The following is a 20,703-nucleotide window of genomic DNA, read 5'->3' as shown; positions in this document are numbered from 1 at the left end:
CATCTCAACCAGCCCGAAAGGACTACATCACCATGGCTACCCTTCCACAAGATTTCTCCTACTCCGAAGACCACGAGTGGGTCAACGCCACCGCTGACGCCGTTGCAGGCGCTACCGTGCGCATCGGCATTACCTCCGTCGCTGCCGATCGCCTGGGCGAGGTTGTCTTTGCCGAGCTACCGGAGGTGGGCGATACCGTCACCGCCGGCGAGTCCTGCGGCGAAGTCGAATCCACCAAGTCCGTCTCCGACCTCTACTCCCCTGTCACCGGCACCGTCAAGGCCGTCAACGAGGCCGTGCACGATGACTACGCCGTCATCAACAACGATCCGTTTGGTGAGGGCTGGCTCTTCGAGGTCGAGGTAGATGAGGCCGGCGAGCTCATGGATGCCGCCGCCTACGCATCCGCCAACGGCCTAGACTAATTCGGCCCCACGCGGGAGGGTGTGCCACGCGCATCCTCCCGCTTTGCTTTGCCCACCGCACCAGAGGAAACTTTGAAGCTATGACTGCACCACGAGATCCTTTCTTCCCCGCCGAGCGCTCCATCCGCGCCTCCGATAAGCCACTAGAGGTCCGTTTCCTGGGCCGGATGGACTACCAAGAGGCGTGGGATTACCAGGCCGAGGTAGCGGCCGCCCGTGCCAAGGGCGAGCAGGGCGACGTGGTGCTTGTGGTCGAGCACCCCAATATCTATACCGCCGGCAAGCGCACCCAGCCAGAGGATATGCCGGATAATGGACTGCCTGTTATCACCGTGGACCGCGGCGGGCGCATCACCTGGCATGGCGAGGGCCAGTTGGTCATCTACCCCATTATCAAGCTGGCTGAGCCTGTCGACGTCGTCGACTATGTCCGCCGCTTGGAGGAAGCCACCATCCAGACGGTTCGCCAGATGGGGGTGACCACCGCTGGGCGCATCGACGGCCGCTCGGGTGTATGGGTCCCCTCCACCACCCAGGCCAAGGATCCGGCTGCCCCGAAGCGCGACCGCAAAATTGCCGCGCTGGGCATCCGCATTACCCGCGGGGTGACCATGCACGGCTTGGCGCTCAATTGCTGCAATACGCTGGAATACTACGACCACATCGTGGCCTGCGGCATCGACGACGCCGACGTGACCACTCTGTCCTTAGAACTGGGCCACCAAGTCAGCCTCGAGGACGCCACCCAGCCGCTGTTGCAAGCGCTGGACGACGCCCTCTCGGGCCGCCTCATCGTTGCCGACCACACCTTCGGCTCCGCCCCGGATCCCACGAAGCTGGCCAATGAAAGGGCACGGGAGAGGCGTCGGCAAGCGCGGCACTAGCCCTCGTTCGGGGCTGGCGTGGAATAGGATGTGACCGCGGCGACTTATACCTAGAAGAGCTATTAGCCATCACCACCATCAACCGATAAAGTGAGTTTTTGTGACTGTAAAGCCTGAAGGACGCAAGATGCTCCGCATTGAAAAGAAGAATGCGGAGTCACCCATCGAACAAAAGCCACGCTGGATTCGCAACCAGGTTCGCACCGGCCCGGGCTACGAGGACATGAAGTCCCGCGTGGCCGGCGCCTCCCTGCACACCGTGTGCCAAGAGGCAGGCTGCCCGAATATCCACGAGTGCTGGGAATCCCGCGAGGCTACGTTCCTTATCGGTGGCGATAAGTGCACCCGCCGCTGCGACTTCTGCGATATTGCCACCGGCAAGCCGGAAGAACTCGACCGCGACGAACCGCGCCGCGTGGCCGAAAACATCCAGGAGATGGACCTCAACTACACCACCATTACCGGCGTTACCCGCGACGATCTCCCGGATGAGGGCGCATGGCTCTACGCCGAGGTCGTGCGCAAGATTCACGAGCTTAACCCGCATACCGGCGTGGAAAACCTCACCCCGGATTTCTCCGGCAAGCCGGACCTGCTCGAGGAGGTCTTCGAGGCCAAGCCGGAGGTCTTCGCCCATAACCTGGAGACCGTGCCGCGCATCTTTAAACGCATCCGCCCGGCCTTCCGCTACGAGCGTTCCCTGGACGTTATCCGCCAGGCCCACGACTATGGCCTGATTACCAAGTCCAACCTGATCCTCGGCATGGGCGAGACCGAGGATGAGGTCGAGGAAGCATTGCGTGACCTGCGCTCTGCCGGCTGCGATATCATCACCATCACCCAGTACCTGCGCCCCGGCCCGCGCTTCCACCCGATTGAGCGCTGGGTGCGCCCAGAGGAATTCGTCGCCCACTCCAAGCTGGCCAAGGAGCTCGGCTTCGGCGGCGTCATGTCCGGCCCTCTGGTGCGCTCGTCCTACCGCGCCGGCCGCCTCTACGTGCAGGCCATGGAAAAGCGCGGCTTCGAGCTGCCGGAAAACCTCAAGCACCTGGCCGAGACCTCCCAGGGTGCCACCGCCCAAGAGGCCTCCACCCTGCTGGAGAAGTACGGCCCCTCGGAAGAGACTCCTGTGACCACCCGCATGGCCAAGACCCCGGCTAATGCGAATTCGGCGGCGGCTACCATCCGCTAAACCGAACGTTTTCATAACGGCCTGCGCTTTTCGCGTGGGCCGTTTTAACATTTATGCCCGTTGACCTTTAAAGTAGGAGCCATGGCGAAAGATGACAAGGCAGCACTAAAGGCTGCAAAGAAGCAAGAACGCGCGGCCAAGCGCCAGCAGCGTAAGCAAACCTGGTCCCAGATGTGGCAAGCATTCAATATGCAGCGCAAGCAGGATAAGGCGCTTATCCCCATCATGCTGGGTGCCTTCCTGGGCATGGGATTGCTCTTCTTCCTCATTGGCCTGCTTTTTAGCGGCCAGTGGTTCATGCTCATCCTCGGCTTGGGCATCGGCGCCCTGCTCGCCATGTTCCTCTTTACCCGCCGCCTTGAGCGCGATATGTACAAGCGCGTGGAAGACCAGCCGGGCGCTGCCGGCTGGGCGCTGGAGCAGCAGCTGCGCAATACCGTGGGCATCGTGTGGTCCGTAAAGACCGGTGTGGCCGCCACCCGCCAGCAGGATCTTATCCACCGCGTCATCGGCAACGCCGGCGTCATCTTCGTTTGCGAGGGCAATAAGAACCGCGTACGCCCCACCTTGAACCAGCTTAAGAAGCGTGTAGACAAGATCGCCGGCGGCGTTCCTATCTACGAGATCTTCGTGGGCAACGGCGAGGACGAGGTTCCCGTATCCAAGCTGCGCAATAAGGTCATGAAGCTGCCGCGCAACTTCAATAAGAACGAAACCTACGACAACATCCGCCGCATCGAGGCCATGGATTCCATGCCGGGTACCACCCCGGGCATGCCTAAGGGCCCTATGCCCCACCAAGCGCAGAACATGGCCGGCATGAACCGCCGCATGCGCCGTGCCCAGCAGCGCAAGAAGAATAAATAAGCGCTAAAGAAAGTCCCTGCTGCACCGTGCATAGTGCAGCAGGGACTTTCTTACATCCCAAACCCGTGGGGTTTAACAGCCGAGACTATTTTTCCATTCTGGCCGTAACAAGCAGCGCTAAGACCACAATAGCTAAGCCCTGCGTAATCCAATAAGGCCAGCCAACGCCGACTGAGATTGCTATTAAGACCACCCCAATTATGGCTAAGACCTTTATCCGCATAGTCGTGCCCCTTCTCCTGCCGCTAAATCGACCACAGCTAAAAGGTATCTTAACAAAGAGCAGTCCTTATGGGAGCGCAGCGGAAAAACTTAAGAACGAATAACAATGGTGCCAGTGGCGCGGTCGTGCATTCCGCGTCCATCCGCATCAACCATGGCTGCTGGAAAGAGCACGCCGGTAAGCAGCGTACGCAGTACGGCGCGCCACAGACCCACGCGGGCACCGGGGACATCGAGACGCGCCACGCCCATCCCCAGCAGCAGCATGCCCGGGGTGCGGGCAAAGAGCCAACCACACACAATGCCCAGGATGACCCACAGGGCGTAGCCCAAGAAGGCTACACCGCCCAATTCCGTGGTGAACATGTGGATCAGGTTGGCAATGAGCATGCACACGATCCAGTCAATGGCCACGGCGCCGGCGCGGCGGCCTACCGAAGCCAAAGATCCAGGTCCAGACTCGGGAAGACCGAGCTTTTCGCCCGGCCAGCGGCCGGGTCCTTCCATGTCATCGTATTCGCCCGGAATATTCGGCCCGTCGAGCCACGTACGCTTATCTGCCATGCTCACCAATCTAGCGGGCACAAAGTAAGATGTGAAACGAGGGGAATCGCGATGCCGACGGTGGGAACCTAGTAGGCTATAGAGAGACAATTCACCGGTCAACAACGAGGAGACAAACGTGTCTTTCGAGACAGTGCAGGACATCGTCCAATTTATTAAGGACGAGGACGTAAAGTTCGTCGATATCCGCTTTACGGACGTCCCAGGCACCGAGCACCACTTTTCCATCCCAGCAGATGAGTTCACCGTAGAAGATGCCGAAAATGGCCTTGCCTTCGACGGCTCCTCAATCCGCGGATTCACCACCATTGATGAGTCCGATATGACCCTGCTGCCGGATCCAGCCACCGCGCATATCGATCCGTTCCGCACGGCCAAGACCCTGAACATCAAATTCTTCGTCCACGACCCATTTACCTTTGAGCCTTTCTCCCGCGACCCGCGCAACATCGCGCGCAAGGCGGAAGAGTACCTGCAGTCCACCGGCATTGCCGATACTTGCAACTTCGGCGCTGAGGCCGAGTTCTACCTCTTTGACTCCGTGCGCTTTGGCACCGACGTCCAGCACGGCTTCTACGAGGTTGACTCCGATGAAGGCTGGTGGAATCGCGATAGCGAGACCAACTTCGACGGCACCCCGAACACCGGCTACAAGACCCGCCTGAAGGGCGGCTACTTCCCCACCGCGCCGTATGACAAGCACGGTGAGGTACGCGACGCCATGGTAGAGAACCTGCAAAAGGTTGGCTTCCAAATCGAGCGCTTCCACCACGAGGTCGGCGCCGGCCAGAATGAGATCAACTACCGCTTCAACTCCATGTTGCACGCGGGCGATGACATTCAGACCTTCAAGTACGTGATTAAGCAGACCGCGGCGCAGTGGGGCAAGACCGCAACCTTCATGCCCAAGCCGCTGGCCGGCGATAATGGTTCCGGTATGCACGCCCACATGTCCCTATGGAAGGACGGCAAGCCTCTCTTCCACGACGAGGCTGGCTACGCAGGCCTTTCCGATATCGCCCGCTACTACATCGGTGGCATCCTCCACCACGCTGGTGCCGTTCTTGCGTTCACCAACCCGACGCTGAACTCCTACCACCGCTTGGTGCCGGGCTTCGAGGCCCCGATTAACTTGGTGTACTCCCAGCGCAACCGCTCGGCTGCCATCCGTATCCCGATTACCGGTTCCAACCCGAAGGCCAAGCGCATCGAGTTCCGCGCACCGGACCCATCCGGCAACCCTTACTTGGGCTTTGCCGCCATGATGATGGCCGGCATCGACGGCGTAAAGAACCGCATCGAGCCGCACGCTCCAGTTGATAAGGACCTCTACGAGCTGCCGCCAGCAGAGGCTGAGTCCATCCCGCAGGCGCCGACCTCCCTCGAGGCTTCCCTGAAGGCCCTGCAGGAGGACATGGACTTCCTCACCGAAGGCGATGTCTTCACCGAAGACCTCATCGAGACCTACATCAACTACAAGTACGAGAACGAGATCAACCCGGTCCGCCTGCGTCCTACCCCGCAGGAATTTGAAATGTACTACGACTGCTAGAGCTGCGCTTGCCGACGCCCCCTCTCGCCACCGGCTTTCCGCCTTCCTAGGCTCCCTAATTGCTGAGTGCCGATTGGGGGCTTTGCAGATCTATGTGCACTTTGGCTTCAGAAGTTTTGCACCCAACATTGACAAGCGTCCTTGGTTCTTGGCGGTGCCCCACTCCTTGTTGTTTGACTATCGCAGCGTTTTCAAATGCATGGCACTTGAGCAAAACCTTGCGCAAATGATTACTAAGATTGCGCATTTTGAGCTATACTTTAGTCAATCGATACCCCCTCCAAGCTTCCCATAGGAACAGCTCAATATGAGAGGGGGGCTTTGCTATTCTGAAGCAATGAACCGCAGGAAGAAGTTCCTTAGCATTGAAGAGCAAGTCAGTTTAATTCAACGCCGTGGGTTAATTCTTCCTTCCGAAAAATCTGCTAAAGATTTCCTTGAGCGTCAAAACTATTACCGCTTTTCGGGCTACATGCGGTACTTCCAAGAAAACTTAGCCGGTGACGAAGCCAAATTCTTTCCTGGCACCCAGTGGGATGAAATAGTTAATATCTACCGGTTGGACTTCGAACTTCGTTCTCTCCTACTCCGCGGGCTCCAAGAAGCAGAGCTTGCGGCCAGGACGGCCTTTGCTCTCAGCGAAGGTGAAATCCATTCTCCTTATGAGAAGTATCTTCAGCCCACTGCGTACCGGCGCCCACCAAATCCGGCCATGCCGCCCACACACGATCTAATTATCAGTGAGCTCAAGCGGTCTAAGGAACCATACCTCCATAAATACCAAAAGGACTCAGGGGCCGACACTGAAAGGTGGGTTTACGATGTTCCAATTTGGGTGGCAGTCGAGGCATTGTCCTTTGGTACGTTGTCGAAAGCAATAAGCTTCCGAAACGATGACAACCGAGTTTACGCAAAGACTTGTTCCATTCTTGGCGTAAAGAAACAATACTTAGCGCGCCAATTGCGCTCTTTTACCTTCGTGAGAAATAAATGTGCCCACTCAGCTCGGTTATGGAACAGTTTCGTTTTGGACCAACCTTCAGTTTCTAGTGCTACGAAACGGCGTGCTGAGAAAGTTTTAGGTCAAAATTACGGCGAGAACTCGCTACTAGCAGTAATTGTAGCCCTTGATAACTTTCTCTTTCTTACTAATTCGTGGGATGGATTTTTGGATGAGTATATAGAGCTGGTCAAACGAACTCCGGCTTTCCACCAAGGTATAGCGAATCCTCATCATTCATAGCCCTCTTGGTGCATGAACACACAATGGTATTCCGGACCCTTTTCATGCGACCCCGGCCACATATCCTTAAAGTCTTGACCCCTGCCCCTAATTCAGCGCCAGTTGAGAGTTCTCACCAGCAAAACGACAGCAGAATTCTGATAACCCGACCGAAAGAAATTAACATGTGAGTGTGACTGATAGATTCCGCCAACTCCCGGCCCCTGGCCCCGCGTGGGGAGGCAGCCTCATGGGCACCTCCATCGTTTCGCGCCTGCTCGTGGAAGAAGGAATGATGATCCTGGCCGGCATTTTTGCCGCCATCGCGTGCGTCATTTTTGTCGTTCTCACCGCGGGCTTCTTGCGCTATCGCCACCCTAGTTTTGAGCGCACCACTATGGCGGAGTGGTCGATGTTTTTCATCGGAATCTTGGCGCTCGGTGCCGCGCTTTCCGGTCTGACGGATATCCCTACCTTCCGTCTCGTGGGCTTTTGGATCGGTGGTCCGGTTACCGTTATTACGTGGGCTATCCAGCTCACGCGCTTTGATGGTGAGCCGAAGTTCACCTGGGGCCTGCCGCTGGTCGGCCCTATGATTTCGGCTTCCGTTTCCGGTTGGCTGGCTAATGATTACGGCCCGCTCTACCACGTGATGGGTACGGTATTTTTCTTCATGTCCCTGGTGACGGCGGTGCCCACCTTCGCCCGCGTGTATTGGGCCGCATGGCACGGCAAGGTGGATTTCACCGGCGCGAAATCAGCCACCGCATGGGTCCCGCTAGGCGTAGTGGGCCAGTCCACCACGGCAATGCAGATTCTCTTCCCTGGCCCCGTCTCCATCTATTACGGCGTTACGGCGCTTATTATCGCCATTCCGCTGTCCATCTACGCGATGTTTACCTTCTATCCCAATGTGGCACGGTGGGTTCCGTACTCCCCGGCTTGGTGGTCCTGCACGTTCCCGCCGGGCACTGTGAGCATGGGCGGCCACCAGCTGGCATTGGTCAATGGCTCCGAGCTTATCGACGCCATTGCGCTCACCATCCCCGTCCTCCTCACCGCCCACTGGATGCTGTGCTCCACCCGCTTCCTCAGCTGGGTGTGGGAAGGAAAGAAGGAAACCGGCCCTGAAGAGCCGCTCATTAAGACTGGGCCCAAAAGGTAGCAAGGAGGCTAAGCCACTATGCGAGACGCCAGCTTTGAACGAGGCAAGCGCCGCACACGCCGCCGCACGCCTGAGGCCCGACCGCGGCGCGAGCACTGGAGCAGGGAATACGCAATCTATGCGGAAGATTCCTGGGGCATCGATGACTTAGGGTCCGAGGGCGGCGAGAATTCCGTGCGCACCTATTCCGGTGGCCGCGCAGATGGCAATCGTCGCCGGCGCCGCTGATGCATAATAGCTCCCCTATCACCTTCATCGCCTGGGAGCGCGCCAACCTGGCTGCGGTGAGAGACGTACTCGCTGGCCTGCAGCGAGACGGCATCTATCTGCGCCGCGACCACCTGCTGATGGAGACGTCGTGGCTTGGCACAGGCGCGCGGGACTTCTACGCCACTGCCTGGCGCTGGGACGCACAAGACTGCCCGCTCTTTTATGACCTAGCCCGGCGCGGCAAGCTCTTAATTACTATCAGCGATACCGTGATTTCCTGCGGCGACAAAGACGATATTGCCGATGCGCGCGATGGCATTGCACAAGTACTCATCGCCGCCCAGGATCCGCAGCAATTGTCCGGGCTGCTTGCCGACGCCCCAGAAGACTAGCCCTACAGTCCCGGTTGCTCGCTGCGCTTCATCCAGCCCATGCGCGGGGCAAAACCGCGGGGATGCTTCATCTGCGCTACGGCGTCGGCAATCATGAGGCGGTGGCGGCGCGACACGCTATCGGGAAGCTTCGCCACGGAGAACCACCCCGCCTTGGTATTTTCTTCATCGCTGATGACCGGCTCTGCGCCATCGGCTACTGATACGCGCAGCGCCGTTCCCATAAAGGTGCACTCATCACCGTTGGGGTAAGTCACTGGTCCGGACTGCCCCACGCCCAATAGCGCTTCCACCTTGGCGTCAAGGCCGACTTCCTCTTTGACTTCTCGCAGCGCGGTGGTGGTAATTTCCTCGCCTGGCTCGCAGATTCCTTCCACCGGGGTCCACGTACCATTATCGGAACGCTTTACTAGGAGCACGGAGGGGACTTCCCAGAGTGCGGCGTCTGCCGGAACATCGCGGATGATGATGGCGCTACAGGCTGGCACAAAGATCTGATCGTGGCCAATCTTTTCGCGCAGCTGAACAATAAAATCTGGAGTCGGCATGCCACCTAGCGTAGACCAGTGTGGCGCACTTAGGCCATGGGCCCCAAGACCTCTTTAGCTAGAAGCTGAATATCGGTGGCCAACGTGAAAGATAGCTCCATGTCCGTCGGCGTGGTTTGGCAGGTGTGACCTTCTTCGAGGCGCTGCGTCGTTCCGGAAACCACGCCCACGATGGTTTGCTTTCCTTCTACTTCGCCGTACACCGGACCACCGGAGTCACCATTGGTGCTGCATACGCGCGCCCTAGCGGCAAGCGAATCTCGCTGGAGTCCCTCCGAGTTCAGCTGCGCCATTTCCGCGTCATGGGAAAGCGTGCCGCACGTCTCATCGGTCACGCGGCCAAGCTTGCACACCTGATGCGGCAGGTGGGCCAGGGAGGTGGCGACGCTATTGTCTACCGCCCCGGGGACATAGTACTCAGCGCTGCCAGTGATCTCGATAAAGGCCACATCGAGGTCGTGGCTGTCTTCGGAATAGAAATCAGAGTAGATGACCTCGCCGATAGGTTCGGCGGGGTAGCTAAAGTCGCCGTCGGCGGTTCCGGCCCAGACCTTATCGCCGGGTTTGCCGCAATGGGAAGCGGTAACGGCGATCGTGCGGGCGTCGGCAAGCGTAAAAGACCATGCCGCGGTACACGACTGGTAGTTGAAGTAGGCACCCGGCCGCGGTTCATCGCCGGAGAGATCCAAGGCGGTGCCCGGAGCGAGCGGCGCCGTGGCCGGGGAATAGGACTCATTAGGAATGAGGTTTCTATAAGACAGGGCGGAGAATCTTGGTTCTTCCCCACCCCGCACCGGGCTGCAGGCCGCAAGGAACGCGGCCGTGCACGCTACAAAGACGCTAGTTGCTCTCCGCGTCCGCATTCCCGGCGTTGTCCTTGTCCTCTTCTTCCGCATTCATCTCCGCCTGGGCTTTGAGATCGCGGATGAACTTTTCCGGATCAAACTCGGTGTAGTGTTCCGGGCCGGCAAAATTTTCTAGGGCCATGGTCTAAACCTCCGTTTTCTGAATCGACGTGGTGATGTAATCCTTGACCGCCGCAGCATCATTAGGCAAGTCCTTGACGTGCCGCTCAGTATCGAGAATGCCGGCAAAGCGCTCGGGCGGCTCAGGGGCAGAGCCGATGGCTTCCGTGATGGTCTCGGCAAACTTCACCGGCAGTGCGGTCTCCAGACACACGATTGGAGTCTTTACCCCCTCGCGCTGTGCGCCACGAGCCACCTTGATGCCGTCGGCCGTGTGCGGATCCGCCAGGTAATCAAAGCGCTCGTGTACATCCTTGATGGTGGCTAGGCGATCGGCATGGCTGGAGGAACCGGACAGGAAACCATAGTCCTCGCGGGCAGCAGCAATCTTGTCGTGGTCGAGGCTAAAGCCGCCCTCTTTCACCTTGGTGCCGAATAGCTCCGCGGTTTCGGCTGCATCGCGGCCGAGCAAGTCGAACGCAAAGCGCTCAAAATTCGAGGCGCGCGAGATATCCATGGACGGCGAAGAGGTTGCCATGGTCTCTGCGGCTGGACGCGGCCGGTAGTTTCCGGTGCGGAAGAACTCATCCAGCACATCATTTTCATTGGTAGCCACGATAAGACGATCAATGGGAAGGCCCATCTGGCGAGCGATGTGGCCGGCACAGATATCGCCAAAGTTACCGGTGGGAACGCTAAAGGAAACCTTCTGATCGGCGGTCTCGGTGACCTTGAGCCAGCAGGAAATGTAGTAGACCACCTGGGCCATCAGCCGTGCCCAGTTAATGGAATTGACCGCGCCAATGCGGTAGGCGGCCTTAAAGTCAGCATCTCCCGATACCGCCTTGACCACATCCTGGCAATCATCGAAAACGCCATCTAGAGCGATGTTGAAGATATTCGGGTCATCCAGCCCAAACATCTGCGCCTGCTGGAAGGCCGTCATTCGGCCGGCCGGGGTGAGCATAAAGACGCGAATGCCGTGGCGCCCGCGCATCGCATACTCTGCAGAGGACCCCGTATCGCCGGAAGTGGCGCCCAGAATATTGAGGGTCTCACCGCGGCGGGCGAGCTCGTATTCAAAGAGCTCACCCAAAAGCTGCATGGCCATGTCCTTAAATGCTGCAGTAGGTCCTTCAGATAGATGGCCGATAAACAGGCCCTCGCCTAGTTCGGTGACGGGAACGATTTCCGGGTCCGCAAACTTGGGGCTGGTATAAGCGCGCGCGGCGATATCCTCGATGTCTTGCGCTGGAATATCGTCAATGAAAAGCTTAAGTACCTCGGCCGCAAGCGCCGCGTAGCCTTTGTCCGCTAGGAGCCTGCGCCATGAATTTAAAGTGGCGGAATCTAGCTGTGGGTAGCTCTCAGGCAGGTATAAACCGCCATCGGGGGCAAGCCCACCGAGGAGAATATCTGTAAAAGATGCGGGCTGACGGGCGGTATCGCGGGTCGAAATGTACTTCACACAAAAGAATCTTAGTAGTTAAGGCGTAAGGTATCAGCCATGTCGCATCCGAATCCCCGAGAAGTCATTACCACTCAGGCTTTAGGCATTTGGGTAGCCGCCATGGCGGTCTACCTCGTAGCGATTACCGGCCGTACCTCTTTTGGTGTGGCCGGTTTGGATGCCATTGAGCGCTTCGATGTCGATGCCGGCCGTATCGCGGTCTTTACCTCTGTGCAGTTGGGTGTGTATGCCCTAGCCCAAATCCCCACCGGCATCTTGATTGATAAATTTGGCCCGCGCCTACTCCTCGTGGTCGGCGCCGTCATTATGGGCATTGGCCAAGTGGTACTGGGCTTTACCACCAGCTATGGCGTAGCCATTGCCGCGCGCGTTCTCATCGGCGCGGGCGATGCCACGGCATTTCTCTCCGTGATGCGCATCCTGCCCTATTGGTTCCCACTGCACCGCACCCCCATGTTCACCCAGGTGACGTCGTCGTTGGGGCAAATGGGTCAGTTCATTTCCGCGGTGCCCTTCCTGTGGTTGCTGGGTGCGGCCGGATGGACCGCCGCCTTCGTTACCCTTGGCGCGGTAGGAATCTTGGTAGCCATCGCCGCTATCGTGGCGGTGGCAGACTCACCAGAGAAGTTGGGGATTATTCCCACGGAGAAGGAACCACCCAACTCGCAGGCCACCAGCATCCCCGCCCGCTTGAAAACGGTATTCCGCTCCCCGGTGGCCTGGCAGGCTTACTTCATCCACTACATCGGTATGCTCCCGCTCATCGTCTTTGTCATGCTCTGGGGCATGCCCATGATGACCCAGGGCATGGAGATGTCCAAGGCCAAGTCCAGCCTGGTACTTACCTTGCTGGCGGTATTCTTGGTCCTCGTCGGCCCCCTGCACGGCAAAATTTCCTCCCGCGCGCAGCATGTCCGCCCGTGGCTTAGCCTCGGGTTCGTAGCAATTCACGCACTGACCTGGCTGATTTTCTTTACCTTTGGCACCGACAGCGGTGTGGTCGCAATTTTGGTGGTGTCCTTCGTTACCGCGCTGTGCACGCCGACGGCTAACTATGGCTTCGATATCGTGCGTGAGCGCATGGACCGCTCCGTGGTAGCCACAGCTACGGGCTTGGGAAATATGGGTGGGTTTACCTCCGGCATGTTGGGCGCGCAGCTCTTCGGCATGGTGTTGGATCATTCCTCCGACGCCCCTGATTACTCCATGCCGGATTTCACTGCCGCCGCGGCTGCGGTGCTAGCCGTTTGGGTAGTAGGCATGATTGGTGTGGTCATCACCCACTTCCTTCGCCGTCGCGCGGGCGAAGACGGGCCTTCTGTCACCATCGTGGAGGTTTCCTAGAAACCCTCGGTTGATCACTCCGGGTTGAGGATAAAGCGAATGGTCCCCTCAGGGTCCGCCAGAAGTTCCCGGGTCGCCGCCACGGCTTCCGCCTCGTCGAAGGCGATGCGCTCAAAGCCAGTATCGTTGAGCTCCACAATGTCCGCACCAGGGCAGGCCAGAAGAATTGGCGAGTGCGTGGCAATAATGACCTGTGCGCCGCGGTCAACTGCTTGGGCGATTTCCGCTACGAGGGCCAGTTGCCGGATAACGGACAGCCCAGATTCTGGCTCATCAAGGATGTACACACCTTGGCCATTAATGTGCTCATAGAGCAGGTCAAAGACGGATTGCCCGTGCGAGCGGCGGGACAAATCCACGTTCTGAGAAAGAGTCGAACGGCCGCCACGTTCGGCCGCTGAATCCCCACGTCCAATCAAGTACTCGTGCTTTTCGGCGCGCAGGAAATAGGCACGCTGGATCACTTCCTCCGTATCGCAGCGAATGGGGCTGCGAGGAACGATTTCATCTGGGTCATCCATGCGGCCGCCCGCAGGTGAACAGCCCAAATCACTAGCTACGCCAGCGAGCAAGCTCGATTTGCCAATGCCGTTTTCACCTACGAAGACGGTGACAGGGCTTCGCAACTTGAAGCTGCCCAAATCAACTAAGTAGTCGAAGATGGGCAGCTCGGCGCGGTAGTCATCAGGCTTAAACTTCAGGCTTAGGGCATCAACCAGCATGGGCCCTAGGTTAATTCAGTTCATCGAGTACGCGCAGCGCATCTTCCTGCGCTGCCGCCGCGCCAAAGTTTTTCAGGTGGCCACCCAAGTCGCCGGCCGGAACTGACTGGGCGATGGTATCGGCCGGCACGGTATTGACGGCATAAGCCACCCCTACACCGCCGGTGATGGGGATGGCAATGGCGGCGAGTACTCCCGCCGCGGTCGACAGCGTGGTCTTGAAAGTCATAGTCTCCTCCAGAGGCTTCGGCACCGAGCACCCTGCCCGTTACCAATTTGTGATGTTTTACCTTAGGAAGAGTTACTGCCAAGGCCATGCCGCCTAGCTGCGGGTTGCCTGAATTTTCGCGCCCAGTTCGCGAGGAAATAAAGGGCTAGTTTGCTGGATAGCTCTCGGCCACGATGCCATCGCTGGCCGGCATCACAAGGCCTCGCTCAAATGCTACGAGGACTGCCTTTTCATCGGATTCGCTGATGTCACCAGACTCCACCGCACTGTTGAGCTCGCGCTCGAGGTAGACGCGCACATCGGATTTGCCGTTTTCAGTCTGGGTAATATCCCGCGGGACGGAATTGAGCGGGATGCCCAGCGCCTTCGCCAAGGAGGTCACGCGGTTGGCGTCGGTGGAATCATCGCCTTTGATAGCACCATTGACCTGTGCGGGCATGTCTTCTTGGACTACGCCACCAGCCACGGCCTCGCCCACCGTCTTCGTCCCCTTGGGGGGATTATCGCGATTGGTGGCCCACACCCCGACAGCGATAGCCACGATGACGGCCACGGCTACAAAGGCCCACAGGTAGATGAGCTTATGTCGATACACTCCGCTGATTTTAGCCATGGTAACCAGCGCTATCGCCGAAGGAACCGTAGTCATTGCCGCGAGGGTTCTCGCCGCGATCATTGAGAGCGTCGATGATGGAGCGGATGGTGGCCTCCCCTATGCGGTCGGCGCGCCCCCACGAGCGAGGGGCCTGACGGGAGCTATCGGGCGATGGTTCTTGGCGCGGCGGCGCTGGCTTTTCCTCCCGCGGCGTGGAGACCTCGATGGTCAATGTGGTGCCGTCAAGGTGGAGGGCGTCACCGTCGCGCACGCCCGCGGCACGCGCTGCGGAAAGCAGCGCGGATAGTTCGCTCACCGTGGCGTTGTCCACATCGAGTTGCAGCTTAAAAGACATAACTAGCCAGTCCTTTCTTGTTCCCATCCCACTTTAGAGCCCGAAAGTGCAAAAAGTAAGGCCACAATGCGCGCATCGGGGACTTTCAAGGCTAACTCTAAGAATGCTCGAAGGATTCCTCCTCGCCCCAGAAGACCTCATCCACAACCTTCCGGGCATGGCGGGTAAGTTTCAGATAGTTTTCTAGAAACCCTTGGTTGTCCTCCGGCGGCCAGCCAGCGGCACCGGCTACCTGGGCCAGCTGCGGACCGGGCCCGGGCAACTGGTCGACGCGCTTGCCGCGCACGAGCACCAGTGCATTGCGGGCGTCGGTAGCCATAAGCCAGGCTTCGCGCAGGTCCGAGACCTGCTCGGCAGAGAGGATTGCGTTTTCCTCCAAGGCGTCGAGCACGCGCAGTGTGGACGGATCGTGCAGCTGGGCATACTCGTGAGCATGCATCATGGTCAGGAGCTGTACGGTCCATTCAATATCTGAGAGCGCACCGCGCCCCAGCTTGGTATGAGTATTGCGGTCCGCGCCGCGCGGCAGGCGCTCATTGTCCACGCGCGCCTTCATGCGCCGGATATCGCGAATGGTCGAGGCGCTCGCGCCGCCTTCTGGGTAGCGGAAGCTATCGACCATGGACATAAATCGCTCGCCTACTTCCTTGTCACCAGCCACGAAGGCCGCGCGCAACAAAGCCTGCAGCTCCCAAGACTCGCCCCACTCGCGGTAGTAACGCTCATAGGAGGAGATGGTGCGCGCCACCGCACCAGAGCGGCCCTCTGGGCGCAGGCCCAAATCGACGTCCAATGGTGGGTCGCCCGAAGGCTTAGACAGGCGGCGCCGAAGCTTATCGACGATCCCGATGGCCCACTTCACGGCCTCCCCTTCCGCACCAGAGTCACCGGCCGGTTCGCTAGGTTCTGCTACGACGAGCACATCCGCATCTGAGCCAAATCCCAGCTCCATACCTCCCAAACGGCCCATGCCAATGACGGCGATGCGCGCTGGCGGCTCTGCGTCCTCGTTAGCCAGGCGCCACGCGCGCACCTCAGCGCGAAGTGCGGCCTCAAGGACGGCATCCCAAATTGTGGATAGCTCGTGACACACCTGCTTGACCGGCATGAAGCCCAGCAAATCCGCACTGGCGATGCGGGCCAGCTCAACCCGGCGCAACGAGCGCGCCACCGCCACCGCTTTATCCGGGTCGGCGTGTCGCTTGCTGGAATTGACCAGCGCCTTGGAAACCTGTTCGGGCTTGGTTTCTAGCAGTTTGGGGCCAGTGGCGCCGTCGGAAAGCTGCTTAACCGAATCCGGTGCGCTAATAATCAGATCAGAAGTAAACGGCGAGGTACCCAGAATGTGCATGAGCCGCTGGCCCACAATTCCTTCATCGCGCAGCATGCGCAAGAACCACGACCTATCGTTCGCGGCCTCCGAGAGCTTGCGATAGTTCAACAGACCCATATCGGGGTCTGCGGTATCAGCCAGCCATTCCATCAAGGTAGGCAGCAAAATCGCCTGGATGCGTGCCTTGCGCGAGGTTCCCGCCGCCAAGGAGGTCAGGTGCTCAAAAGCGCGGTCGGGGTGGTTATAGCCCAACGCGGCCAGCTGCAGCTTGGCGGCCTCCGGCGACAGCTTGAGCTCATCGGCGGACATGGTGACCACGGAATTAAGCAGCGGCCGGTAGAACAGGCGCGAGTGCAGCTCGGAGATCCGCAGACGGATTCGGCGCAGGTGCGAGAGCATGCGCTCGGCCGCCGACTTGGTGCCCTGCGGATAAAAGCCGGCGATGCGCGCCAGCCACTTCATCCCCTCTTCATCGTCCTTTTCCGGCAGCGTGTGTGTGCGGCGGAAGCGCTCCAATTGCAGGCGGTGCTCAAGCAGGCGCAGAAACTCATAGGCTTCAATGAGCTGGGTGCCGTCCTCCCGGCCGACGTACCCCGCTGAAATCAGCGCTTCCAGCGCCTCCACCGTGGAAAGCGCGCGCAGCGTCTCATCGGAGCGACCATGGACCAACTGCAGGAGCTGGACAGCAAATTCGATATCGCGCAGGCCGCCCACGCCTAGCTTCAGCTCGCGGTGCTTGAGTTCTTCGGGAACATTGGCCAGCACGCGGCGGCGCATGGCCTGTACGTCCTCAACAAAAGACTCGCGCTGCGACGCCGTCCACACCATCGGTCGGATCTGGTCCAAATAGTCCTGGCCTAGTGGGAGGTAGCCCGTCATAGCGCGCGCTTTAAGGAGCGCCTGGAATTCCCACGTCTCCGCCCATCGCTTGTAGTAGGCCACGTGGGATTCCAAAGTGCGCACCAACGCGCCCGATTTTCCTTCGGGTCGCAGGTTCGCATCCACCTCGAAAAAGGTGGTGGATCCAATGCGATTAAACTCCGCCGCCAGCCGCGTGGCCCTAGGGGTTGCCTCGCTGCCAACGAAGATGACGTCCACATCGGAGATATAGTTCAGCTCGCCTGCGCCACACTTGCCCATCGCCATGACTGCCAGCTGTGCATCCAAGGGTTCATCGCCGTAGATGGTGCGCACAGCGCAGGCAAGGGAGGCGGTTAAGGCGGCGTCGGCAAGCGCGGTGGTCAGCGCCGTAATCTGGCGGAATCCTACCTCCGGCTGCAGCTTGGTCTGGCCCTTGCGTGAATGGAAGGTGCCCGCCACATCGCAGGCGGCAATGCGCATCATCAAAGTGCGGTAGGTCGTGCGCAGCGCCTTCTTATGCTCACCCTCGCCGGCACGGTAAGTACCCGCCGTGCTCAAGTCCTCGCGCGCCGGATCGGGCCGGTCCACGTCGTGAGCAAAGTCCGCAGGCTGGGCATCGACCGCACCAAGCAAGCTTTGCAGCATCTCTTCGGGCTGAGGAAGGGGTTTTTCTAATTCTCGCCACAGTTCAGGGTGTGCCGCGAGATGATCGCCAAAGGCGGTCGACGCCCCCAGTAAGGCGAAGAGGCGCACGCGCAAGGTTTCATTCGACCGCACGGCATCATCTAGCTCTGGGGTTTGCTCATAGATGCGGATCAGATTATTGAGAGCCAGGTCTGGGTCGCCCACGGCAGCGAGGGTCCACAACAGATCCGCTGATTCCAGATTCTTCCACCCCAGCTGCTCAATATCCTGCGCAGCATGCGGGCGGGTAAGACCTAGTGTGGCCGGTGAAGGCACAGCAGCAGGACGCATTTTTCTCCTAGAAGTTCAGGTTATTGCGCAGCTCAAAGGTGGTGATTTGGCTCTGATAGTGATGCCACTCATCCCACTTGGAGCGCAGGAAGAACTCAAAGACGTGCTCGCCCAGGATTTCTGCCATGAACTCGGATTTTTCAAATTCTCGCAAGGCCTGATCCAAGCTGGTGGGTAGATCCTTATAGCCCATTGCCCGGCGCTCGCGGCGGGTGAGCTGGTGGACATCGTCCTCGGCCGGATCATCGAGCTCGTAGCCTTCGCGGATACCTCGCAGGCCTGCCGCTAGTAGCACCGCATAGCCCAAGTAGGGGTTCATCGAGGCATCAATGGAGCGGATTTCTACCCGGCGCGATTCTTCCTTGGTCAGCCGGTAGGTGGGAACGCGGACCAGCGCGGAGCGATTCGATACTCCCCAGGTGGCTGCGCCCGGCGCCTCGTTGCCGAACATCAGGCGTTTATAAGAATTGGTCCATTGATTCACAATCGCGGACATCTCCGTGGAGTGCTCCAAGATGCCGGCGATGAACTGGCGGCCGGTCTGGGACAAAGAGAATTCATCATCCGGATCGTGGAAAGCATTGGATTGGCCTTCAAAAAGGCTCAAGTGGGTGTGCATGCCAGAGCCCGGCAAATGCTCGAAGGGCTTAGGCATAAAGGTGGCGCGCACGTTGGAGTTGGTGGCCACCTGCTTAATCACGTGCCGGAAGGTCATGATGTTATCGGCCATGGTGAGCACGTCCGCATGGCGCAGATCAATTTCTTGCTGGCCCGGCGCGGTTTCGTGGTGGCTAAACTCCGTGGCGATTCCCAGTGATTCCAGTGCTAGCATTGCCTTCCTGCGGAAAAGCGGGGCGGTATCGTGCGTTGCTTGGTCGAAGTAACCGCCGTTGTCCGTGGGCACCAAGTCAGTGAGTTCGCGGCCGCGCTCGAAAAGATAGAACTCGATTTCAGGCGAGGCCATGCAGGTAAATCCATCGTTGGCGGCCTCAGTGACCTGGCGGCGCAGGATATGGCGCGGGTCTACCATGGAGGGCTGGCCGTCTGGCTGTGCGATATCGCAAAACATGCGGGCCGATTGCAGGTCCGGCTCATCCATATCAAAGGGCAGAATCTGGAAGGTGGAGGGATCTGGCAGGGCGATGGTGTCAGACTCAGAAATGCGAGAAAAGCCCTCTACGGAAGAACCATCAAAGCCAACACCTTCTTCAAAGGCCGATTCCAGCTCGGACGGGCTCATGACCACGGATTTAAGGGCGCCCAGAATATCCGTAAACCACAGGCGGATAAAGCGGATATCGCGTTCCTCAACGGTGCGCAAGACAAATTCGTGTTGGCTATTCATGCTTTAGACCTTACCGGCTCTCCCCCGAGGGATGTGCAGTTCATGCGACAGTTTTTCCGGGGCGAAATGCGCAGGTCGGAAGAGTATCTAGGGGGTGGCCAGTGGGGGATTTTCCGGCAGGAGCCAGCTCCAGCGCATGCTTTGCTAAGTGGGCAAGCGAACACACGTACACCTCTTAAAGGACGAATCTTTATGACCACCCACTGCGATGACCTTTCTGCTCACGTAATCGAACGCCTCGTCACCGCGGCACAACAAGGCTGGGCGCCGGCGGACTTAGAACACGTCTTAGGCCCGCACGCCTACCCGATTATTTACCGTGCAAGCCCCCATGTGCCGGCACGAATTACCTCCCCTGCGCTGCGCAAAGCATGGCTACAGATGGCCCCTCCGCAGGAAAACTTCATTCCCCGCGATAAGTTGCGCGCCATTATTAAAGAGCTCATTCACCTACCGAAGCTGCGCGATACCGAGCTTTTAGCCTCCGGCGAATCCTTGCGGGAGGACGGGCTCAGCGATAAGCAACGCAAAATCCGCGAGAAGGTTCTAGGCCTTTTGCGGAAAGCGGAATCTACCAGCTTTGAGGATGAGGCCGAGGTTCTCATTTCTAAGGCGCAGTCCCTGCAGCAGAAGTATCGCATCGAAGACCTGCTTACTTCCGAGCTGCCTCATCTCATTTCCCACCGCGTGCACATCCACCCGCCGTATATCAAGCACCAGGCTTCCCTATTAAGCACCATCTCTGACGCCAATGGATGCACCACTCTCCTGATTCATGACAAGGGCTTGGCCTGCGTGATTGGCGCTCCTGCCGACGCCGCCCATTGCGCCGACCTTTTTGCCTCTCTCAACCGTCAATGCGATTGGTTCATGCGCAATGGTGACGGCGCAGAAATTGCCCGCGCTACGGGCTCCACCGCCGCCTATCGCCGTAGCTTCCGGCTCTCTTATGCCGCCCGCATCGGTGAACTGCTCACTCAAGCAAATGAGGATGGCATCGCAGATAACCTGCGGGAGTCGCAGTACTGCTCACACCACGCAGAGACTGTAGCTACCCAAACCCTTCCGGCGTTGCAGGCGCGCACCGATCACGCCATCGATACTCGCAATCGCCTCTTCCCCAACCTGACGGAAATGTCGCTTTCCATGAACAGCATGCACGGCATCAACGATGGCATTGCCGCTGCCGATAAATCTCACTTTGGCGGCGATGCTTCCGGGATCGGTTCGGTCCCCGAAATTACGCAGTAATTTTGCCCTGCTCA

General features: G+C 58.9%; 22 protein-coding genes. 11 read left to right on the top strand and 11 right to left on the bottom strand.

The genetic code is table 11. The annotated features are described in order from the left end of the window. The first annotated feature begins 32 nt into the window (after positions 1 to 32). From gcvH to QP915_RS05480, 4 genes are all read left to right on the top strand, one after another. Positions 33 to 425 carry a glycine cleavage system protein GcvH gene (gene gcvH / locus QP915_RS05495; RefSeq protein ID WP_005324433.1) on the top strand — a complete coding sequence of 131 codons (393 nt, stop codon included), beginning with the start codon at positions 33 to 35 and terminating at the stop codon, positions 423 to 425. A gap of 80 nt (positions 426 to 505) precedes the next feature. After that, the gene (gene lipB, locus QP915_RS05490; protein ID WP_284768483.1) at positions 506 to 1,309 is read left to right on the top strand and encodes a lipoyl(octanoyl) transferase LipB; all 804 of its coding nucleotides are present in this window, start codon (positions 506 to 508) and stop codon (positions 1,307 to 1,309) included. 127 nt (positions 1,310 to 1,436) lie between these two features. Beyond that, positions 1,437 to 2,501, top strand: coding sequence for a lipoyl synthase (lipA, locus tag QP915_RS05485; protein WP_284765921.1), 1,065 nt, complete (start codon positions 1,437 to 1,439; stop codon positions 2,499 to 2,501). 81 nt (positions 2,502 to 2,582) lie between these two features. Beyond that, positions 2,583 to 3,368: a DUF4191 domain-containing protein gene (locus QP915_RS05480; RefSeq protein WP_239273549.1), complete on the top strand. Its 786-nt coding sequence runs from the start codon at positions 2,583 to 2,585 to the stop codon at positions 3,366 to 3,368. Positions 3,369 to 3,680: 312 nt separating this feature from the next. Here QP915_RS05480 and QP915_RS05475 read toward each other — a convergent pair whose 3' ends face one another. Next, entirely contained in the window at positions 3,681 to 4,154 is a 474-nt protein-coding gene (locus QP915_RS05475) for an RDD family protein (RefSeq protein ID WP_284768481.1), read from the bottom strand. A gap of 118 nt (positions 4,155 to 4,272) precedes the next feature. On the opposite strand from QP915_RS05475, the gene glnA reads away from it, so the two are divergent. From glnA to QP915_RS05450, 5 genes are all read left to right on the top strand, one after another. Then, the gene (gene glnA / locus QP915_RS05470; protein WP_284765733.1) at positions 4,273 to 5,706 is read left to right on the top strand and encodes a type I glutamate--ammonia ligase; all 1,434 of its coding nucleotides are present in this window, start codon (positions 4,273 to 4,275) and stop codon (positions 5,704 to 5,706) included. A 337-nt stretch (positions 5,707 to 6,043) separates the two neighbouring features. Next, positions 6,044 to 6,949 carry an Abi family protein gene (locus tag QP915_RS05465; protein ID WP_284768479.1) on the top strand — a complete coding sequence of 302 codons (906 nt, stop codon included), beginning with the start codon at positions 6,044 to 6,046 and terminating at the stop codon, positions 6,947 to 6,949. A 172-nt stretch (positions 6,950 to 7,121) separates the two neighbouring features. Then, positions 7,122 to 8,093 carry a TDT family transporter gene (locus QP915_RS05460; protein ID WP_284596769.1) on the top strand — a complete coding sequence of 324 codons (972 nt, stop codon included), beginning with the start codon at positions 7,122 to 7,124 and terminating at the stop codon, positions 8,091 to 8,093. An 18-nt stretch (positions 8,094 to 8,111) separates the two neighbouring features. Further along, on the top strand, positions 8,112 to 8,321 hold the full coding sequence (locus tag QP915_RS05455) for a hypothetical protein (protein ID WP_225746683.1): 210 nt from the start codon (positions 8,112 to 8,114) through the stop codon (positions 8,319 to 8,321). Continuing rightward, a complete protein-coding gene (locus QP915_RS05450) occupies positions 8,321 to 8,695 on the top strand; it encodes a hypothetical protein (RefSeq protein ID WP_284768476.1) in 375 nt (124 codons plus the stop codon). The genes QP915_RS05455 and QP915_RS05450 overlap by 1 nt, the downstream gene beginning before the upstream one ends. Positions 8,696 to 8,697: 2 nt before the next feature. Here QP915_RS05450 and QP915_RS05445 read toward each other — a convergent pair whose 3' ends face one another. The 4 genes from QP915_RS05445 to thrC are packed head-to-tail and all read right to left on the bottom strand — an operon-like array spanning position 8,698 to position 11,676. Beyond that, positions 8,698 to 9,243 carry an NUDIX hydrolase gene (locus QP915_RS05445; RefSeq protein ID WP_269953176.1) on the bottom strand — a complete coding sequence of 182 codons (546 nt, stop codon included), beginning with the start codon at positions 9,241 to 9,243 and terminating at the stop codon, positions 8,698 to 8,700. 29 nt (positions 9,244 to 9,272) lie between these two features. Continuing rightward, the gene (locus QP915_RS05440) at positions 9,273 to 10,106 is read right to left on the bottom strand and encodes a trypsin-like serine protease (protein WP_284768474.1); all 834 of its coding nucleotides are present in this window, start codon (positions 10,104 to 10,106) and stop codon (positions 9,273 to 9,275) included. After that, on the bottom strand, positions 10,084 to 10,230 hold the full coding sequence (locus QP915_RS05435; protein ID WP_284768472.1) for a hypothetical protein: 147 nt from the start codon (positions 10,228 to 10,230) through the stop codon (positions 10,084 to 10,086). The genes QP915_RS05440 and QP915_RS05435 overlap by 23 nt, the downstream gene beginning before the upstream one ends. 3 nt (positions 10,231 to 10,233) lie before the next feature. Then, positions 10,234 to 11,676 (bottom strand): threonine synthase, encoded by a 1,443-nt coding sequence (gene thrC / locus QP915_RS05430; protein WP_284768470.1) that lies wholly within the window; start codon positions 11,674 to 11,676, stop codon positions 10,234 to 10,236. A 39-nt stretch (positions 11,677 to 11,715) separates the two neighbouring features. Here thrC and QP915_RS05425 point away from each other — a divergent pair, with 39 nt between their 5' ends. Next, a complete protein-coding gene (locus tag QP915_RS05425) occupies positions 11,716 to 13,023 on the top strand; it encodes an MFS transporter (protein WP_284768469.1) in 1,308 nt (435 codons plus the stop codon). A gap of 14 nt (positions 13,024 to 13,037) precedes the next feature. Here the strand turns inward: QP915_RS05425 and QP915_RS05420 are convergent, their stop codons facing one another. From QP915_RS05420 to QP915_RS05395, 6 genes are all read right to left on the bottom strand, one after another. Next, positions 13,038 to 13,745 carry an AAA family ATPase gene (locus QP915_RS05420; protein WP_269953179.1) on the bottom strand — a complete coding sequence of 236 codons (708 nt, stop codon included), beginning with the start codon at positions 13,743 to 13,745 and terminating at the stop codon, positions 13,038 to 13,040. A gap of 10 nt (positions 13,746 to 13,755) precedes the next feature. Next, positions 13,756 to 13,974 carry a hypothetical protein gene (locus QP915_RS05415; protein WP_040425194.1) on the bottom strand — a complete coding sequence of 73 codons (219 nt, stop codon included), beginning with the start codon at positions 13,972 to 13,974 and terminating at the stop codon, positions 13,756 to 13,758. A gap of 145 nt (positions 13,975 to 14,119) precedes the next feature. Beyond that, the gene (locus QP915_RS05410) at positions 14,120 to 14,569 is read right to left on the bottom strand and encodes a hypothetical protein (RefSeq protein WP_239279126.1); all 450 of its coding nucleotides are present in this window, start codon (positions 14,567 to 14,569) and stop codon (positions 14,120 to 14,122) included. Between the two features lie 10 nt (positions 14,570 to 14,579). Next, a complete protein-coding gene (locus tag QP915_RS05405) occupies positions 14,580 to 14,924 on the bottom strand; it encodes a Cgl2226 family protein (RefSeq protein WP_284768467.1) in 345 nt (114 codons plus the stop codon). A 97-nt stretch (positions 14,925 to 15,021) separates the two neighbouring features. Beyond that, complete coding sequence (locus QP915_RS05400) at positions 15,022 to 18,093, bottom strand: bifunctional [glutamine synthetase] adenylyltransferase/[glutamine synthetase]-adenylyl-L-tyrosine phosphorylase (RefSeq protein ID WP_284768465.1); 3,072 nt, start codon at positions 18,091 to 18,093, stop codon at positions 15,022 to 15,024. A gap of 7 nt (positions 18,094 to 18,100) precedes the next feature. After that, on the bottom strand, positions 18,101 to 19,438 hold the full coding sequence (locus tag QP915_RS05395; RefSeq protein ID WP_284768463.1) for a glutamine synthetase family protein: 1,338 nt from the start codon (positions 19,436 to 19,438) through the stop codon (positions 18,101 to 18,103). Positions 19,439 to 19,630: 192 nt separating this feature from the next. Here QP915_RS05395 and QP915_RS05390 point away from each other — a divergent pair, with 192 nt between their 5' ends. Further along, complete coding sequence (locus QP915_RS05390) at positions 19,631 to 20,689, top strand: DUF2786 domain-containing protein (protein WP_284765719.1); 1,059 nt, start codon at positions 19,631 to 19,633, stop codon at positions 20,687 to 20,689. Positions 20,690 to 20,703 lie beyond the last annotated feature (14 nt).

Origin of the sequence: Corynebacterium sp. MSK158 (genome assembly GCF_030229085.1) — a bacterium.
GTDB lineage: Bacteria > Actinomycetota > Actinomycetes > Mycobacteriales > Mycobacteriaceae > Corynebacterium.
This window is presented reverse-complemented; position numbering and strand designations above follow the sequence as displayed.

Excerpts from the sequence above, each read along its gene's own strand:
- QP915_RS05420 (WP_269953179.1), bottom strand. The coding sequence starts at position 13,745 with ATGCTGGTTGATGCCCTAAGCCTGAAGTTTAAGCCTGATGACTACCGC.
- QP915_RS05455 (WP_225746683.1), top strand. The coding sequence starts at position 8,112 with ATGCGAGACGCCAGCTTTGAACGAGGCAAGCGCCGCACACGCCGCCGC.
- QP915_RS05445 (WP_269953176.1), bottom strand. The coding sequence starts at position 9,243 with ATGCCGACTCCAGATTTTATTGTTCAGCTGCGCGAAAAGATTGGCCAC.
- QP915_RS05400 (WP_284768465.1), bottom strand. The coding sequence starts at position 18,093 with ATGCGTCCTGCTGCTGTGCCTTCACCGGCCACACTAGGTCTTACCCGC.
- QP915_RS05465 (WP_284768479.1), top strand. The coding sequence starts at position 6,044 with ATGAACCGCAGGAAGAAGTTCCTTAGCATTGAAGAGCAAGTCAGTTTA.
- lipA (WP_284765921.1), top strand. The coding sequence starts at position 1,437 with ATGCTCCGCATTGAAAAGAAGAATGCGGAGTCACCCATCGAACAAAAG.
- QP915_RS05450 (WP_284768476.1), top strand. The coding sequence starts at position 8,321 with ATGCATAATAGCTCCCCTATCACCTTCATCGCCTGGGAGCGCGCCAAC.
- QP915_RS05435 (WP_284768472.1), bottom strand. The coding sequence starts at position 10,230 with ATGGCCCTAGAAAATTTTGCCGGCCCGGAACACTACACCGAGTTTGAT.
- QP915_RS05440 (WP_284768474.1), bottom strand. The coding sequence starts at position 10,106 with ATGCGGACGCGGAGAGCAACTAGCGTCTTTGTAGCGTGCACGGCCGCG.
- QP915_RS05395 (WP_284768463.1), bottom strand. The coding sequence starts at position 19,438 with ATGAATAGCCAACACGAATTTGTCTTGCGCACCGTTGAGGAACGCGAT.
- QP915_RS05475 (WP_284768481.1), bottom strand. The coding sequence starts at position 4,154 with ATGGCAGATAAGCGTACGTGGCTCGACGGGCCGAATATTCCGGGCGAA.
- QP915_RS05425 (WP_284768469.1), top strand. The coding sequence starts at position 11,716 with ATGTCGCATCCGAATCCCCGAGAAGTCATTACCACTCAGGCTTTAGGC.
- gcvH (WP_005324433.1), top strand. The coding sequence starts at position 33 with ATGGCTACCCTTCCACAAGATTTCTCCTACTCCGAAGACCACGAGTGG.
- lipB (WP_284768483.1), top strand. The coding sequence starts at position 506 with ATGACTGCACCACGAGATCCTTTCTTCCCCGCCGAGCGCTCCATCCGC.
- QP915_RS05390 (WP_284765719.1), top strand. The coding sequence starts at position 19,631 with ATGACCACCCACTGCGATGACCTTTCTGCTCACGTAATCGAACGCCTC.
- QP915_RS05405 (WP_284768467.1), bottom strand. The coding sequence starts at position 14,924 with ATGTCTTTTAAGCTGCAACTCGATGTGGACAACGCCACGGTGAGCGAA.
- QP915_RS05480 (WP_239273549.1), top strand. The coding sequence starts at position 2,583 with ATGGCGAAAGATGACAAGGCAGCACTAAAGGCTGCAAAGAAGCAAGAA.
- QP915_RS05415 (WP_040425194.1), bottom strand. The coding sequence starts at position 13,974 with ATGACTTTCAAGACCACGCTGTCGACCGCGGCGGGAGTACTCGCCGCC.